This window comes from Variovorax xiamenensis (genome assembly GCF_050916385.1).
Classification (GTDB): domain Bacteria; phylum Pseudomonadota; class Gammaproteobacteria; order Burkholderiales; family Burkholderiaceae_C; genus Variovorax.
In genome coordinates this window covers 4,825,107-4,840,640 of record NZ_CP139038.1, presented here as the reverse complement: position 1 = coordinate 4,840,640, position 15,534 = coordinate 4,825,107, and the positions used below count along the sequence as shown (strand labels likewise).

At 67.8% G+C, this 15,534-nt stretch carries 18 protein-coding genes; 4 read left to right on the top strand and 14 right to left on the bottom strand.

What is annotated here, in order from left to right; translation table 11 throughout:
• Nucleotides 1-8 precede the first annotated feature (8 nt).
• Entirely contained in the window at nt 9-1,433 is a 1,425-nt protein-coding gene (gene gnd / locus SFB74_RS22145; protein ID WP_432726432.1) for a decarboxylating NADP(+)-dependent phosphogluconate dehydrogenase, read from the bottom strand.
• Nucleotides 1,434-1,594: 161 nt separating this feature from the next.
• Between gnd and SFB74_RS22140 the strand changes: the two genes are divergently transcribed.
• Nucleotides 1,595-2,572 (top strand): helix-turn-helix domain-containing protein, encoded by a 978-nt coding sequence (locus SFB74_RS22140; RefSeq protein WP_432726431.1) that lies wholly within the window; start codon nt 1,595-1,597, stop codon nt 2,570-2,572.
• A gap of 100 nt (nt 2,573-2,672) precedes the next feature.
• Nucleotides 2,673-3,401: an alpha/beta fold hydrolase gene (locus SFB74_RS22135; protein WP_432726430.1), complete on the top strand. Its 729-nt coding sequence runs from the start codon at nt 2,673-2,675 to the stop codon at nt 3,399-3,401.
• Between the two features lie 2 nt (nt 3,402-3,403).
• Here the strand turns inward: SFB74_RS22135 and SFB74_RS22130 are convergent, their stop codons facing one another.
• From SFB74_RS22130 to SFB74_RS22080, 11 genes are all read right to left on the bottom strand, one after another.
• On the bottom strand, nt 3,404-4,021 hold the full coding sequence (locus SFB74_RS22130; protein ID WP_432726429.1) for a 3'-5' exonuclease: 618 nt from the start codon (nt 4,019-4,021) through the stop codon (nt 3,404-3,406).
• Complete coding sequence (locus tag SFB74_RS22125; RefSeq protein WP_432726428.1) at nt 4,018-4,482, bottom strand: TfoX/Sxy family protein; 465 nt, start codon at nt 4,480-4,482, stop codon at nt 4,018-4,020. Before SFB74_RS22125 ends, SFB74_RS22130 begins: the two co-directional genes overlap by 4 nt.
• Complete coding sequence (locus tag SFB74_RS22120) at nt 4,479-4,796, bottom strand: YciI-like protein (RefSeq protein WP_432726427.1); 318 nt, start codon at nt 4,794-4,796, stop codon at nt 4,479-4,481. The genes SFB74_RS22125 and SFB74_RS22120 overlap by 4 nt, the downstream gene beginning before the upstream one ends.
• A gap of 31 nt (nt 4,797-4,827) precedes the next feature.
• Nucleotides 4,828-5,217 carry a VOC family protein gene (locus SFB74_RS22115; protein ID WP_432726426.1) on the bottom strand — a complete coding sequence of 130 codons (390 nt, stop codon included), beginning with the start codon at nt 5,215-5,217 and terminating at the stop codon, nt 4,828-4,830.
• 52 nt (nt 5,218-5,269) lie between these two features.
• Nucleotides 5,270-5,764, bottom strand: coding sequence for a GNAT family N-acetyltransferase (locus SFB74_RS22110; RefSeq protein ID WP_432726425.1), 495 nt, complete (start codon nt 5,762-5,764; stop codon nt 5,270-5,272).
• A gap of 58 nt (nt 5,765-5,822) precedes the next feature.
• A complete protein-coding gene (gene fghA, locus SFB74_RS22105; RefSeq protein ID WP_432726422.1) occupies nt 5,823-6,701 on the bottom strand; it encodes an S-formylglutathione hydrolase in 879 nt (292 codons plus the stop codon).
• Nucleotides 6,698-7,624, bottom strand: coding sequence for an alpha/beta fold hydrolase (locus SFB74_RS22100; RefSeq protein WP_432726421.1), 927 nt, complete (start codon nt 7,622-7,624; stop codon nt 6,698-6,700). The genes fghA and SFB74_RS22100 overlap by 4 nt, the downstream gene beginning before the upstream one ends.
• 131 nt (nt 7,625-7,755) lie before the next feature.
• Complete coding sequence (locus SFB74_RS22095) at nt 7,756-8,862, bottom strand: S-(hydroxymethyl)glutathione dehydrogenase/class III alcohol dehydrogenase (RefSeq protein ID WP_019655804.1); 1,107 nt, start codon at nt 8,860-8,862, stop codon at nt 7,756-7,758.
• Nucleotides 8,863-8,900: 38 nt separating this feature from the next.
• A complete protein-coding gene (locus tag SFB74_RS22090) occupies nt 8,901-9,548 on the bottom strand; it encodes a glutathione S-transferase family protein (protein WP_432726420.1) in 648 nt (215 codons plus the stop codon).
• Nucleotides 9,545-10,396, bottom strand: coding sequence for an aromatic ring-hydroxylating dioxygenase subunit alpha (locus SFB74_RS22085; protein ID WP_432726418.1), 852 nt, complete (start codon nt 10,394-10,396; stop codon nt 9,545-9,547). Before SFB74_RS22085 ends, SFB74_RS22090 begins: the two co-directional genes overlap by 4 nt.
• An 11-nt stretch (nt 10,397-10,407) precedes the next feature.
• Nucleotides 10,408-11,088, bottom strand: a complete 681-nt coding sequence (locus SFB74_RS22080; protein WP_432726417.1) for a Rieske 2Fe-2S domain-containing protein — start codon at nt 11,086-11,088, stop codon at nt 10,408-10,410.
• Between the two features lie 119 nt (nt 11,089-11,207).
• Here SFB74_RS22080 and SFB74_RS22075 point away from each other — a divergent pair, with 119 nt between their 5' ends.
• Together SFB74_RS22075 and aroQ are read left to right on the top strand one after the other, a co-directional pair.
• Nucleotides 11,208-12,176 carry a LysR family transcriptional regulator gene (locus tag SFB74_RS22075; protein ID WP_432726415.1) on the top strand — a complete coding sequence of 323 codons (969 nt, stop codon included), beginning with the start codon at nt 11,208-11,210 and terminating at the stop codon, nt 12,174-12,176.
• A gap of 33 nt (nt 12,177-12,209) precedes the next feature.
• Nucleotides 12,210-12,650, top strand: a complete 441-nt coding sequence (gene aroQ / locus SFB74_RS22070) for a type II 3-dehydroquinate dehydratase (protein ID WP_093203563.1) — start codon at nt 12,210-12,212, stop codon at nt 12,648-12,650.
• Nucleotides 12,651-12,668: 18 nt separating this feature from the next.
• Here aroQ and SFB74_RS22065 read toward each other — a convergent pair whose 3' ends face one another.
• Both SFB74_RS22065 and SFB74_RS22060 read right to left on the bottom strand, forming a co-directional pair.
• Complete coding sequence (locus SFB74_RS22065; protein WP_432726414.1) at nt 12,669-14,222, bottom strand: SpoVR family protein; 1,554 nt, start codon at nt 14,220-14,222, stop codon at nt 12,669-12,671.
• Nucleotides 14,219-15,511, bottom strand: a complete 1,293-nt coding sequence (locus tag SFB74_RS22060; protein WP_432726413.1) for a YeaH/YhbH family protein — start codon at nt 15,509-15,511, stop codon at nt 14,219-14,221. Before SFB74_RS22060 ends, SFB74_RS22065 begins: the two co-directional genes overlap by 4 nt.
• Nucleotides 15,512-15,534: the final 23 nt, after the last annotated feature.

The window sequence follows — 15,534 nt, the reverse complement described above, 5'->3', positions numbered from 1 at the left end:
CACGGTGTTCAGCCGATCACTTCGGGCCAGTCGGTGTGGAAGAACTGGCCCTCGGGCTTGTCGACACGCTCGTAGGTGTGCGCGCCGAAGAAGTCGCGCTGCGCCTGCAGCAGGTTCGCCGGCAGGCGCTCGGTGCGGTAGCTGTCGTAGTAGGCCAGCGAGGCGCTGAATGCCGGCACCGGGATGCCGTTGCTCACCGCCAGTGCCACCACTTCGCGCCAGTTCTGCTGGGTGCGGTTCAGCAGGTCCTTGAAGAACGGGTCGAGCATCAGGTTGGCCAGGGCCGGGTCGGTGCGGAAGGCGTCGGTGATGCGGTTGAGGAAGCGCGCGCGGATGATGCAGCCGCCGCGCCAGATGGAGGCGATGCCGCCCAGGTCGAGGCCCCAGCCCTTCTTGTCGCCCATGGTCTTGATGAGGTCGAAGCCCTGCGTGTAGCTGATGACCTTCGAGGCGTAGAGCGCGTCGTGCACCTTGGCCACCAGCGCCTTCTTCTCCACCGACAGTTCGATCTTCGGCCCCTGCAGCTGCCTGCTGGCCGCCACCCGCGCCTTCTTCTGCGACGAGAGCACGCGCGCTTCCACGGCGGCGTTGATGGTGCTGATGACCACCGCGTTCTCGGCCGCGTTGATCAGCGTCCACTGGCCCGTCCCCTTCTGGCCGGCCTTGTCGAGGATCACGTCGACGATCGGCTTGCCCGTTTCCGGGTCTTTCTGCTCGAGCGCCTTGGCAGTGATCTGGATCAGGTAGCTCTGCAGCTCGCCGTCGTTCCACTCGTTGAAGATGGCGGCCATCTCGTCGGTGGTGAAGCCGGCCGCCTTGAACAGGCTGTACGCCTCGCAGATGAGCTGCATGTCGCCGTACTCGATGCCGTTGTGCACCATCTTCACGTAATGGCCCGCGCCGCCGGGGCCGATGTGGATGACGCAGGGTTCGCCGTCCACCTTGGCCGAGATGCTCTCGAAGATCGGCTTCATCACTTCCCAGGTGGAAAGCGGCCCGCCCGGCATGATCGACGGGCCCTTGCGCGCGCCTTCCTCGCCGCCCGAGACGCCCGCGCCGATGAAGCGCAGGCCTTTGCTGCTCAGGTAGGCGTCGCGGCGCTCGGTGTCGGTGTAGAGGCTGTTGCCGCCGTCGATGACGATGTCGTCCTTGTCCAGCAGCGGAATGAGCTGCTCGATCACCTGGTCGACCGGCGCGCCGGCCTTGACCATGATCTGGATCTTGCGGGGTTTGGCCAGGCTCTGGACGAACTCTTCCAGCGTCTTCGCGCCCACCAGCTTCTTGCCCGGGTTGGCGGCGATGAAGGCCTCGGTGGTGGCCTCGGTGCGGTTGTAGACGCTGACCTGGAAGCCGCGGCTTTCCACGTTCAGCACCAGGTTCTGGCCCATCACGGCCAGGCCGATCAGTCCGAAATCGCTTTGCTTGTTGGTCATGACCTGAATTGCCCTTCCTTCGAGTGTGTGCATGCGGGCCAGGCGCCCGGCGCACCGGTTTGGTTCGAGGGCCATTGTGCCGGTGCGGCGCGCGCGGGGGCGTCGGAGGCGGTCTATTCCCGATTGGCAAGCGGGTCCGCCTTGGCTATCGTTTCGCGCGCATGAGCCATGACGCCATCCACCGCTGGTCCACCGACGCCGTGCCGCCCGCGCAGCGGCTCGACTACTGGGTGGGCGCGGTCTGCGAAGGCTTCCTGGAGATGGACGTGACCAGCCCCGTGGCCGCCAGCTTCGGCGCCACGCTCGAATCGGCGCCGCTGGGGCCCATCGTGGTCAACCAGGTGCGCGGCAGCGCGCAGGACGTCTACCGCACGCGCCGAGCCATTGCCCACAGCCGCAACAACTATTTCTACCTGCTGTGCAAGGCCGATTCGGCCTGGGTGGCCGTGCAGGACGGCCGCTCGGCGCGTCTGCTGCCGGGCGACGCGGTGCTGGTCGATTCGCGCCGCCTCTACGAATTCCACCTGCTGCAGTCGGCCGACACCATCTCGCTCGAGCTGCCGACCGCCTGGGTCGACGCATGGCTTCCCGATGCCGGCGACCAGGTGGCGCGGCGCATCGACGGGCATTCGGGCTGGGGCGGCGTGCTGTGCGGCTTCGTGCGGCAGCTCTCGCCGGAGCTGGCGGCGAAACCGCCGGTGCCCCCCGCGCTGCTGAGCGACCAGCTCGGCGGCCTGCTGGCGCTGGCCACCGGCAGCGGCCTTGCGGATGCATCCGGCAGGGGCCGGGCGGCGCTGCGCCGCCGCGTGCTCGACGCCACGCACGAGCGGCATGCCGAGTGCGGCCTCACTGCCGCCAGCGTGGCGCGCGGGCTGGGCATTTCGGAGCGCAGCCTGCACCGCTGCCTGGCTGCCGGAGAAGGCAGCGACGGCAGCGGAGAGGGCGCCACCACCTTCGCCGCGGCGCTCGCGGGTTTCCGCATGGCGGCAGCGCGCCGCATGCTCGCCGATGCACGTTTCGACCGCTTGGGCATCGCCCAAATCGGGTATCGCGTGGGCCTGGCCGATGCTTCACACTTTGTTCGCCAATGCCGCGCGCACCTGGGCGCCACACCCGGCGAACTGCGGCGCCGGCGCTGAACTGGCGCGAACCGGCCATCCGCGTGGCAGGCATCGGCCATTCGCGGCACCGCGTTATTCCTAAAGTCCCTCTCCATCGAAACAACGAAAGAGACATCCCATGTCCGATACCTATGTCCTGGTCCACGGCGCGTGGCACACCGGTGCCGAGATCGAAGCCGTGGCCGACGGCGTGCGCGCGGCCGGCCACACCGTGTACTGCCCCACGCTGGCGGGAAACAACCCCGGCGACGACCGCTCCAGCTGCGGCCTGGAAGACGCCATCGCGTCGGCCGTGCGCTACATCGAAGAGAAGAACCTCACGCAGGTGCGCCTCGTCGGCCACAGCTACGGCGGCATGGTGATCTCGGGCGTGGCCGACCGCATCGCCCACAGGCTGAAGCGGCTGGTGTACATCAACGCCTTCGTGCCGCTGGACGGCGAATCGCTCAACGACATGGTGCCGCCGCACTACGTGACCATGTTCGACGCCGTCGCTGCGGCCAACGGCAACGCCGTGACGCTGCCCTTCGAGATCTGGCGCGAGGCCTTCATCAACGACGCAGACCTCGCGACCGCGCAGGCCGCCTACGAGAAGCTGAACCCGCACCCGTACCGCACCTTCACCGACAAGATCAGGCTGAGCCAGCCGCTGGCCGCGCTGGCGCTGGGCAAGTCGTACCTGAACTGCCAGCAGGACACCGCCATGCCGCACGGCATGCCGTGGCATCCGCGCCTGTCGGAGCGGCTGGGACTGTTCCGTCTGGTGGAGTGCCCGGGCAGCCACGAGATGTTCTTCTCGAACCCCCTGCGGCTCGCGCAGGCCATCATCGAGGCCGGGCGCGACTGAGCTCAGCCGCCGCCGAAGAGCGCGTCGTACACGCGGATCGACGCCCAGGCGTCGTTCGCGGCGTAGCGGATCTGCGCCTCGGTGAGCTGCCGGTTGGCCCAGTTGGAAGTGGTCGCCTTGCGCGACTTGACGAAGCGGCGCTCGAACACCAGCGCCACCGCCGCCTTCACGCCCACCGACCTGCGATAGCCGCGGCGGCGGAATTCGTCGTCGATGTCGAACACCGCCTTCGGCTCGATGTTGAGCCGGTTCCTGATCAGCGTGAGGTCGCCCGAGAGGCCGAAGCCGACCTTGCGCAGTTCGGTCGATGCGATCAGCGTGGCCACCACCGGGTTGCACTCGGTGCGGTGCATCTGGAACAGCCATGCCGTGTCGCGCGTGGCGAACTGCACCACGTGCGGGCCGCCCGAGACCTCGTTCTTCGCGAAGGTGGGTTTCGATTCGGTGTCGAAGCCCGCGATGCCGGCTGCCAGCAACGTGGCGGCGGCGCGCTCGGCCTCCTGCTGCGTGGAGACGACCACGATGTTGCCGGGACCGAGGCTTTCGAAGGGATCGAGCAGCGCGATCTGTTCGCGCTCGGGCAGGGGCGGGAGCGCGGGGGCGTTGCGGCGCTCGTTCACCGGGAGGCTGCTTTCGTCGTCGGCTTTTTCTTCTTCACGGGTGCTTTCTTTGCAGCGGTTTTCTTGGGAGCGGTCTTCTTCGCCGCCGCTTTTCTTGCAGCAGCTTTCCTTGCGGCCGGCGCCTTCTTCGGCTTCGGCGGCTGGCCGGAGCGCAGCGCCGCCTCGTAGGCGAGCCGGCCCCAGCGCGCGGCTTCCTCGCGGTCCTCGAAGAGATCCGCCGGTGCGAGCCGGTACGACATCGGCATCGACTTGCCCTGGCGGGTGTAGGTGAAGGGCGGCAGGTCCAGCCTGTCGAAGTACATGGCGCTTTCCGCGTCGGACTTCAGGTAGAGCGTTTCGTTGGCGACCAGCGCGATCATCCGGCCCTCGTGCCAGACGCCGTGGCCGCCGAACATGCGCTTCGTCTCGATGCGGCCCAGGCGCTCGAAGATCTCGTGCAGGCTTTGTACGAAGACGCTCATCGGGCAGGGCTCGCGGCAGGCCGCACGGGCGTCGACGCCTGCGCGCCGACCACGGTATTCCAGGCCTTCACCTGCCAGCCGGTGACGATGCCGTTGAACACGTACGGGTCGGCCTTCGCGAAGGCGGCGGGCACGTCGGGCGAGTCGGTTTCGAACAGCAGCAGCGCGCCGTCGGGCGGGTTGCCGGTGGCGCCGCCGAGCAGCAACTCGCCGCGCTCCACGGACTGCCAGGCAAGCGCCAGGTGGGCGTCGCGAAACTCGCCGCGGCGTTCGAGGTAGTCGGGGGCGGTTTCGTAGATCAGCAGGTAGTGCATGAAGGAAAGTCCTGGCGGAGGTCGCCTGTGCTCAGGCGGTGATCTCGATGCGATTGCCGTCCGGGTCGAGCACAACGCTCTCGTAGTAGCCGTCGCCGGTGCGGCGCGGACCGTCGAGCAGCGGGTAGCCATCGGCCTTCAGGCGCTGCGTGAGCGCGTCCACCGCCGCGTCGGAGCCCACGCTGATTGCGAGGTGCGTCCAGCCCATGCGCTGCGCGCCGGCCTCGGCCGCCACGGGCGAGAGCGTGCTGGTGGTCATGGCCTCGATGCGCGCGCCGTCGCCCAGGCTGAGGAAGCAGGAGGCGAAGCCCTTGGCCGGGTTGACGTAGCCCGCGCCGGCGGTGGCGCCGAAGTAGTCGACGTAGAAGCGCTTGCAGCGTTCGAGATCGTTGGTCCAGAGGGCGATGTGGTCGATGCGCATGGGCTGCGAAATATGGGAGGACGGGAAGACGGGAAGACGGGAGGGCGGCCGCTCAGCCGATGCGCCACGGCGGACGCGAGGGCGACCAATGGTAGGCGATGCGTTCGCGCCCGCTCGTGGGGTGGCGGTCTGCCGCGCCGCGCTCCAGCCCGTAGCGTTCGTAGAAGCGCTGCGCCGCAGTGTTGGTGGCGGCCACGTGCAGCCGCCAGCCGCCGGGAATGCGCAAGCAGGCCTCGTCGAGCAGCGCCTTGCCCAGGCCCTGGTTGCGCAGGTGCGGCTCCACGAAGAGCTGGGCCACGTATTCGCGCCGCGCCAGCAGCACCATGAAGGCCAGCACCTGGCCTTCGCGCTCCGCCAGCACCACGTCGGCGGGCGGGCCGAACTCGGTGTGCACGCGATGCAGCCAGTGGGCGATGGGCTCGACGTGCGGGACGTCGCGGTTGGCCGCGATCCATGCACGGCGCCAGATGCCCGCCAGCACCATGTTCTCTTCGGCGCCGCCTTGGCGCGACCGCAGGTGGAAGACCGGAATCTGGGCGGCGGACATGATGCGTTTCATGATACGGCGCGCGGGCGCCGCGGTCGATGAGGCTTTACGCGCGCACTCAGGCGCGCAAGGTCTGCGCGTGGTGCGCGATGTGGTCCGCCATGAAGCTCTGGATGAAGTAGTAGCCGTGGTCGTAGCCCGCGTGGCGGCGCAGCGTGAGCGGCTGGCCGGCGGCGAAGCAGGCGGCCTCGAAGACTTCGGGGTGCAGCTGCTCGGCCAGGAATTTGTCGTCCAGGCCCTGGTCGATGAGGATGCCCTGCGGATAGGGCGCCGTGACCTGCGACTTCATGAGCGCGCTGGCATCGTGCGCCAGCCACTGCGCGCGGTCGGCGCCGGGCTCGCCCAGGTAGCCGGCGAAGGCTTTCTCGCCCCAGGGGCACTGCGTGGGCGCGCAGATCGGCGCGAAGGCCGACAGCGACCTGAAGCGCCCCGGATGCCGCAGCGCCAGCGTGAGCGCGCCGTGGCCGCCCATCGAGTGGCCGAAGATGCCGATGCGCTCGCCGTCGATGGGAAAGTGCTTGGCCACCAGCGGCAGCAGCTCGTGCACGATCCAGCTTTCCATGCGCCAGTGCGTGGCCCAGGGCTCGGCCAGCGCGTCGAGGTAGAAGCCGGCGCCGATGCCGAAGTCCCAGTTGTCCCTGGCGCCCGGAATGCCTTCCGCCTCGGGGCCGCGCGGGCTGGTGTCGGGTGCGATCAGCGCGATGCCCAGGCTGGCCGCCATGCGCTGCGCGCCGGCCTTGATGGCGAAGGTTTCCTCGTTGCAGGTCAGGCCCGCGAGGTAGAGCAGGGCGGGCACGCGCTCGTGCGCGACCTGCGGCGGCAGGTAGACCGAGAAGCGCATCGGCAGGCCGATCTCCAGCGAGCGGTGTTCGAGGAAGCGCTGCAGTCCGCCGAAGGCACGGTGCTCGGAAAGGGGCTTGGGTGTGTTGTCGGTCATTGCGGATTCTTGGGGCTGCGCAGGGCGGGCACGAGTTCGAGCACGGCGTCGGCGAAAGCGCGCGGCGCTTCCTGCGGCAGGTTGTGGCCTGCTCCGGGCACGAGCCGGTGCGAGCGCGGACCGCCGAAACGGTGCGCGTGGGCGGATGCGTCGGCGGGCGGGCGCACGCCGTCGTCGATGCCGTCGAAGGTGATGGCGGGCACGGTGATCGTGGGCTGGGCCGCGAGGCGGCGCTCGATGCCGGCATAGGCCGGATCGCCCGGCACCAGGCCGAAGCGATGGCGGTACGACTGGATCACCACGTCCACGAAATCGGGATGGTCGAAGGCCGCGGCGCTGCGCTCGAAGGTGGCGTCGTCGAACTTCCACGTGGGCGACCAGAGCCTCCACAGCAGCTTCGTGAATGCCTTGCGGTCCTTCTGCAGGCCGGCGCGGCCGCGCTCGCTGTGGAAGTAGTACTGGTACCAGAGGCTGTGTTCGTTGTCGGGCGTGTCGGGCTCCATCGCCTTGGCGATGTTCTGGATGTTGTAGCTGTTCAGGGACACCAGCCCCGCGCAGCGCTCGGGCCACAGCGCCGCGACCACGCACGCCGCACGGCCGCCCCAGTCATAGCCGGCCAGCACGGCGCGATCGATCTTCAGCGCGTCGAGCAGCGCGAGGAGGTCGGCGCCCAGCGCGGCCTGCTCGCCCGAGCGCGGCGTGGTCTCGCTAAGGAAACGCGTCGCGCCGTAGCCGCGCAGGTACGGCACGATCACGCGGCAGCCCGCGTCGGCCAGCATGGGGGTAACTTCGGCGTACGTGTGGATGTCGTACGGAAAGCCGTGCATCAGCAGCACGGGCGGGCCGTCGGCGGGGCCGGCTTCGTAGTAGGCGACTTCGAGGACGCCCGCCTCGATCCTGCGCAGGGGTTCCATTCTTTCCATCACGAGGTCATCTCCAGAGAGTGAGCCGATGTCTTTTCCAGAAACACCGCGGAACCGGCTTTGCCGGGCCGCAGGTGTTGCCCCCTGCAAGGGGGTTGGCGTAGCGACACGAAGTGCGCGAAGCCTGGGGGTTAGTAGATCACCACGCCGCGGATCGACTCGCCGCGCTTCATCAGGTCGAAACCGTCATTGATCTTCTCCAGCGGCATGGTGTGCGTGATCAGGCTGTCGATGTCGATCTTGCCTTCCATGTACCAGTCGACGATCTTCGGCACGTCGGTGCGGCCGCGCGCGCCGCCGAAGGCCGAGCCTTCCCACTTGCGGCCCGTGACCAGCTGGAACGGCCGCGTGCTGATTTCCGCGCCCGCCTCGGCCACGCCGATGATGATGCTGCGGCCCCAGCCCTTGTGCGTGCACTCCAGCGCCTGGCGCATCACCTTGGTGTTGCCGATGCACTCGAAGCTGTAGTCGGCGCCGCCGTCGGTCAGCTGCACGATCGCGTCGACGATGTTCTCGTGGTCCTTCGGGTTCAGGAAGTGCGTCATGCCGAACTTGCGGGCCATTTCCTCGCGCGCGGGGTTCAGGTCGATGCCGATGATCTTGTCGGCGCCCACCATCTTGGCGCCCTGGATAACGTTCAGGCCGATGCCGCCGAGGCCGAACACGACCACGTTCGCGCCGGCTTCCACCTTGGCCGTGAAGATCACCGCGCCGATGCCGGTGGTCACGCCGCAGCCGATGTAGCAGACCTTGTCGAAGGGCGCGTCCTCGCGGATCTTGGCCAGAGAGATTTCAGGCGCGACCGTGTAGTTGCTGAAGGTGCTGGTGCCCATGTAGTGGGCGATGGGCTTGCCGTCGAGGCTGAAGCGGCTCGTGCCGTCGGGCATCAGGCCCTTGCCCTGGGTGCCGCGGATGAGCTGGCACAGGTTGGTCTTGCGGCTCAGGCAGAACTTGCACTGGCGGCATTCGGGCGTGTACAGCGGGATGACGTGGTCGCCCTTCTTGAGGGTGGTGACGCCGGGGCCGACGTCGACCACGATGCCCGCGCCTTCATGGCCGAGGATGGCGGGGAAGATGCCTTCGGGGTCGGCGCCCGAGAGGGTGTAGTAGTCGGTGTGGCAGATGCCGGTGGCCTTGATCTCGACGAGCACTTCGCCGAACTTCGGGCCTTCGAGGTCCACGGTTTCGATGGTGAGCGGAGCTCCGGATTTCCAGGCGACGGCGGCTTTGGTTTTCATGATGTTCGGTCTCGAAAGCGGGGGATGGAGGAGGATTCTCAGGCAGGGCCAGCAGGGAAGATACCCGACATGCCGATGAACCCGGGCAAGTGGCGGAAATCCCAGACCCAGTTTTGCAGCGCGGGAAACTCGTCGAGCGAGATGCCGCCTTCGCCCGCGAGCGCGACGTAGGGAAAGCAGGCGAGATCGGCAATGGTGGGCCCGGGCGACGACGCGAGCCAGCGCAGGCCCTCGGCGGCCCGCTCGGCGAGATGGTCGTCGAGCACCCGGAACACGGCGCGCGCGCCGCTGCGGCAGGCTTCGATGTCGAGGTGGTGATAGCCCAGCGCATCGTGCAGTCGCGCGGCCGATGCGGTGCGCGTGATCTCGTCGGCGGTGGCGAGCCACTGGGCGACTTCGCCGCGCAGCTTCGGGGCGGCGGGATACCAGCGGCCTTCCGCGTCGTGGCGGCTCGCGAGGTAGACCAGGATGGCCTGCGCGTCGCGCAGCACGAAGCCGTCGTCGTCGATCACCGGCAACTGGCCCAGCGGATTGACGTTGGCGAGGAATGCGGCCGACTTGTGCTCGCGCCCGGGAAAGAAGTCGACCGGCACCGTTTGGTACGCCACGCCCAGCCAGGCCAGCATCTGCCGCACCTTGAAGCAGTTGCCCGAGAGCGGGTAGTCGTAGAGCTTCAGCGTCGTCATGCCGCGGCCCTCACGCCGAAGCGCATGCCGCGCTCGCGCAGCCATCGCCGGTAGGTGACCGAGGAGGTGTCGCCGCGCGTCGGCGTTTCGGCGCGGCCTTCGAGCGGCATGCGCTTGAAGGCGTGGTTCTCCAGGATGGGTTTGTCCTGCCCGAAGATGGTGTGCTGGAAGGCGATGAGCTCCGCGTCGGTGGAGCCGTCGTCGTAGCAGGCGAGCAGGGTGTGGGCGATGACGTGCTCGTCGTCGACCGGCTGCAGGAAGATGCCGATCGCGTCGAGCTCGCCCGCGCGGAAGCTCGACTTGTAGAGCATGGCCGAGAAGGGCTGCATCACGCGGTATTTGTAGAGCACTTCGCTGCCCGACGAGTCGTGGGCGGCCGAGGCGCGCGGCTGCCAGAAGCGGCAGTCGGTGGCCCAGATCTCGCCGGTGGCCGGCTCCACCTGCACCTGGTACTGCACCACCTCGGTGTGCGGAACCTTGCCGAGGTAGTCGGCATGCACGAAGGGAAAGTGCGCCATGTCGAGGAAGTTCTCGATCACACGCAGCCCCGACACCGCGACGCCGATGCCGCCGCAGTCGACGAGGCGGCGGCCGGGCTCGCCGTATTCGGGAAAGTCGAAGAGCGGCCGGGCCGGGCGGCCGCTGGGGCAGACCCAGAGGTAGCCGTACTGCGCCTGCACGGTGAGCGGGGTGTCGCCGAGGCTGCAGCGGGGCGTGTCGTCGGCGTCGGTAGACAGCAGCACGGTCTCGCCGAGCAGGCGGGTGGTGCGCGAGGCAGAAGGCGCCGGCGCCGGGCCGACGACCAGCCAGTCGTCGAGCATGTTGGGATCGTCGGTGACGAAGGGCATGGGTTCTTCTTTCAGCCTTGGGGCAGGGCTTCGATTTCGGTGCGCAGCTGGCGGGCTGCTGCGTGCAAGGCCTTCATGGCGGCCGAGCCGGGGGCTGCTTCAGTCCACAGGTGGATGAAGGCGAGCCCGGGCTGGGCATCGAGGACGAGTGCGACGGTTTCCGTGCCGCCGAGCCGGCCGCGCCAGCCGGGAGCGGCCGGCCCTTCGGCTAGGCCATTGCGTGCCAGCGCTTCCCGTGCAGTGCCGGCGGACGCGCGGACTGTCAGCGTGCGGCAGAAGTGCCAGCCGGCGGGAACGGCGCCACCCAGCGTATCGGGCGCGGGCGGAGCCTCGGGCGAGAGATGCACCCAGAGCATTCCTGCCGCCTCCGTCGTGCCGAAGGTCTTCGCGCAGACGTTGCGCGGTGCCTGCATGGCCGGATGCGCCGGGATGCTGGCGCATTGCCCGCTGCCGGCCTCGTATTGCCAGCCGTGGTAAGCGCAGGCCAGGCGGTTGTCGATGACCTGGCCCAGCGTGAAGCGCACGCTGCGGTGGGGGCAGCGGTTCTCCCAGGCCTGGGCGGTGCCGTCGGCGGCGCGCCAGAGCGCGAGTTCCTGGCCTTCGGCGAAGCCGGCGACGATGTTGGCGCCCGGGCGCAGGTCGGCCGAGCGCGCGACGGGGTGCCACGGGGCTGTGTTTTCAGGAGTGTTCATGGATCGTGGGGAATGCGCCGAAAGGGCGGCTGTTCGCCGGTGATACCGTACCGTTTCCGCCGCACCGATGAAAGTCACATGAAGAGACGCTGCTTTTCATTCCTGCAACGCTGGGCCGCATGAGCCGCATCGATCTCGCCCTGGTCGAGGCTTTCGTGCTGATCGCCCGCAGCGGCAGCCTCACGAAGGCCGAAAGCCTCTCCGGCGTTTCCAAGGCCACCTTGAGCCGCCAGCTCACGCGGCTGGAGGAACTGCTGGGCGCCCAGTTGCTGCTGCGCAGCCCGCGCCGCATCTCGTTGACCGAGGCTGGCCACGCCTTTCTCGCGCGCGGCGAAGGGCTGCTCGACGAGGTGAAGGGGCGGCTGGAAGAGGCCAGCACCGAGATCCATGCGCTGACCACGGGCGTGTCGGGCAGCCTCTCGCTGCTGTCCGACACGCAGTTCAGCACCTCCTTCGTCTGCCACGTGGTCAAGCTGTTCCTGGAGGCGCACCCCGACGTGCGCTGCCAGCTCGACGTGGCGAACGGCTTCCACGCGCCGCGCATCGCCGATGTCGATTGCTACGTGTGTTCCGAGCCGCCCGATGCGCCGAATCTCGTGGCCCGGCTGCTGGGGCGGCTGAACTACGGGCTGTACGCGAGCCCGCAGTACCTGGCGCGGCATGGCACGCCCTCGTCGCCTGGCGAACTGGCCGCACACCAGTCCATCGTGATGAAGGAGCCTTCGGAGCGCTCTCAGGTGCTGCTGGTGTCGGGCACGGCCAGCTTCGCCTTCAGGCCCGAGCCGGCCTTCGAGACCAACGACCACTGGGTGATGAAGACCTTCTGCATCGATGGCCTGGGCATCGCGCTGCTGCCGGCCTTCTTCGTGCGGCCCGAGCTGGAGCAGGGAGTGCTGGTGCCGGTGCTGCCGCAGTGGCAGCCCGAGCCGCGGCGCATCTACTGCGCCTACCAGCGGCAGCGCTACATGGGCCAGAAGCTGCGCTCCTTCGTCGACCTGATGGCGCGTTGCGTGGTCGACATCGACTCTTACAACTACTACGTGGGCTCGACTGCCGCGCGCAGGCGCAGGACGGCCGCGAGAACATAATTGGCCTCCGTTTGCCAGACTCCGACAACCATCATGAAGAAGATCCTCGTCCTCAACGGCCCCAACCTCAACCTGCTCGGCACGCGCGAGCCCGAACAGTACGGCCGCGACACGCTGGCCGACGTCGAGCGCCTGTGCAAGGAAACCGGCGCGAAGCACGGCGTGGAGATCGAATGCCGCCAGTCGAACCACGAGGGCGTGCTGATCGACTGGATCCAGGAAGCCGGCCGCGAGGTGGCGGCGGGCAACATGATCGGCGTGGTGATGAACCCGGGCGCCTACACCCACACCTCGATCGCGCTGCACGACGCCATCAAGGGCGCGAGCGTGCCGCTGATCGAGTTGCACATCTCGAACGTGCATGCGCGGGAGGAATTCCGCCACCACTCGTACATCTCGCCGGCGGCGAAGGGCATCATCGTGGGGCTGGGCGTGAAGGGCTACATCCTCGCCATCACGGCGCTGGCGACCTGACCCTTCGCCTTCGATCGATCAATAGAGTTGCTTCGGCGCCGAGGCCTTCCAGCTGCGGCTGATGCGGCCCTGGCTGTCGATGCTTTCCAGGTGCACGTCGAAGCCCCAGAGCCGCGCGACGTGCTTGAGCACTTCTTCGGCGGTGTCGTGCAGCGGCAGGTTGTTGCGCTGCGTGTGCCGCAGCGTCAGCGAGCGGTCGCCGCGCATGGCCACGTTCCACACCTGGATGTCGGGCTCGCGGCTGCCCATGTCGTACTGGCGTGACAGCGATTCGCGCAGCGCGTGATAGCCGCTGTCGTCGTGGATGGCCGACACCTCGAGTTCCGATTCGCTCTGGAAGTCGCGGATCGCGAAGAGGCGGAAGTCGCGCATCGTCTTCGGGCTCAGGAACTGGCCGATGAAGCTCTCGTCCTTGAAGTTGCGCATCGCGTAGTCGAGCGTGCGCAGCCAGTCGGTGCCGGCGAAGTCGGGGAACCAGCGACGGTCTTCCTCGGTCGGCTTCTCGCAGATGCGGCGCAGGTCGGTGTACATCGCGAAGCCCAGCGCATAGGGGTTGATGCCGCTGTAGGCACGGTGCCCCACCGGCGGCTGGAAGATCACGCCGGTGTGCGAGCTGAGCCATTCCATCATGAAACCGTCAGCGAGCTGGCCGCGGTCGTACATGGTGTTGAGCAGCGTGTAGTGCCAGAAGGTGGCCCAGCCCTCGTTCATGACCTGCGTCTGGCGCTGCGGGTAGAAGTACTGCGCGATCTTGCGCACGATGCGCACCACCTCGCGCTGCCACGGCTCGAGCAGTGCGGCGTTCTTCTCGATGAAATAGAGCAGGTTCTCCTGCGGCTCCGAGGGAAAGCGCTTGGCCGCATCGGCCTCGGCCGCCTGTTCGCTCTTGCGCGGCAGCGTGCGCCAGAGGTCGTTCACCTGCTGCTGCATGTGGCGCTCGCGTTCGGCGCGCTGCGCGCTTTCCTGTGCCAGCGAACGCTTCTGCGGGCGGCGATAGCGGTCGACGCCGTAGTTCATCAGCGCGTGGCAGGAGTCGAGAAGCTCCTCCACCGCGTCGAGGCCGTGGCGCTCCTCGCACTCGGCGATGTAGTGCCGCGCGTAGACCAGGTAGTCGATGATGGACGAGGCATCCGTCCACATCCGGAACAGATAGTTGCCCTTGAAGAAGCTGTTGTGGCCGTAGGCCGCATGCGCGATCACCAGGGCCTGCATGGCCATGGTGTTCTCTTCCATCAGGTAGGCGATGCACGGATCGGAATTGATGACGATCTCGTAGGCCAGCCCCATGTGGCCGCGCTTGTAGTTCTTCTCGGTCGAGATGAACTGCTTTCCGTACGACCAGTGGCGATAGATCATGGGCATGCCCACGCTCGCGTAGGCGTCCATCATCTGCTCGGCCGTGATGACTTCGAGCTGGTTCGCGTACACGTCGAGGCCGTAGCCCCTGGCGGTCTTCGCGATCTCGGAGTGATAGGTCTCGGTGAGCTCGAAGGTCCAGTCGGAAGGGCTGGGCAGGCGCTCCAGCCGCGGCAGGCTGGTGGCAGGCGGGGGAGCGGAGATGGCGATGTTCATGACGTGACCCCTTCCTTCTTGAACAGGTCGCGGAAGACCGGGTAGATGTCCTGTGCGTCGGACACCTTGCGCATCGCGAAGTTGGGTTCCACGCCTTCGAGCTGCTGGTATTCCTGCCACAGGTTCTGCTCGGTCTCCGCCACCTGCACGTAGGCGTAGTAGCGCACCACCGGCAGGATGTTCTCGACCAGCAGCTCGCGGCAGCGGCCGCTGTCCTGGTGCCAGTTGTCGCCGTCGCTGGCCTGCGCGCCGTAGACGTTCCATTCGCCGCTCGGGTAGCGCGCCTTGATGATCTCGTCCATCAGAACCAGCGCGCTCGACACCACCGTGCCGCCGGTTTCGGTGGCGTGGAAGAACTCCTCCTCGGTCACTTCCTGCGCCTGTGTGTGGTGGCGCAGGAAGACCAGGTCGATCTTCTCGTAGTGTCGCGTGAGGAACATGTACAGCAGCATGAAGAAGCGCTTGGCCATGTCCTTGCGCGCCTCGTCCATGGAGCCCGACACGTCCATCAGGCAGAACATCACGGCCTTGGCGCTGGGCACGGGCGTCTTCACGCGGTTGCGGTAGCGCAGGTCGATGGGGTCGATATAGGGCACGTGCCGCATGGTGCGGCGCAGCTCGGCGATGCGCTCTTCCGTCTCGCGGATTTCCTTCTGGATGAAGGGCTGGTCGACCTGCGGATGCCGCTGCAGGCTTTCGAGGTGCGCCTCCAGTCGCTTGAGTTCCTTGCGCGGCTCGCCGCCCAGCGCGATGCGGCGGGCGAGGGCGCCGCGCATCGAGCGCACCACATGCAGGTTGTTGGGCGAGCCGTCGCTGGTGAAGCCGGCGCGGTGGCTCTTCCACTCGGGCACGTCGGCGATCTGGGTGCGGATGAGATGCGGCAGCGCGAGGTCGTCGAAGAAGACGCGCATGAACTCCTCGCGCGTGAGGCGGAAGACGAAGTCGTCCTCGCCTTCGCCGCTGTCGCTGGCTTCTCCGCTGCCGGAGCCGCCGCCGCCCCCGCCTTCAGGGCGCTTGATGCGGTCGCCCTTCAGGTACTCCTGGTTGCCCGGGTGCACGAATTCGCGGTCGCCGCCTCGGGCGTGGCCGAACACGGGCTCGGACACGTCGTGGCGCGGCAGGGTCACATCTTCGCCTTGCTCCAGTTCGCGGATGTTGCGGCCGCTGACGGCGCGCCTCACCGCTTCCTGGATCTGCCCCTTGTAGCGCCTGAGAAAGCGCTCACGGTTGCCAATGGACTTGTTCTTGCCCGATAGCCGGCGGTCGATGATCTGCTGCAGGATGGCCACGATGTTGTCAACGCTCCTTGCAA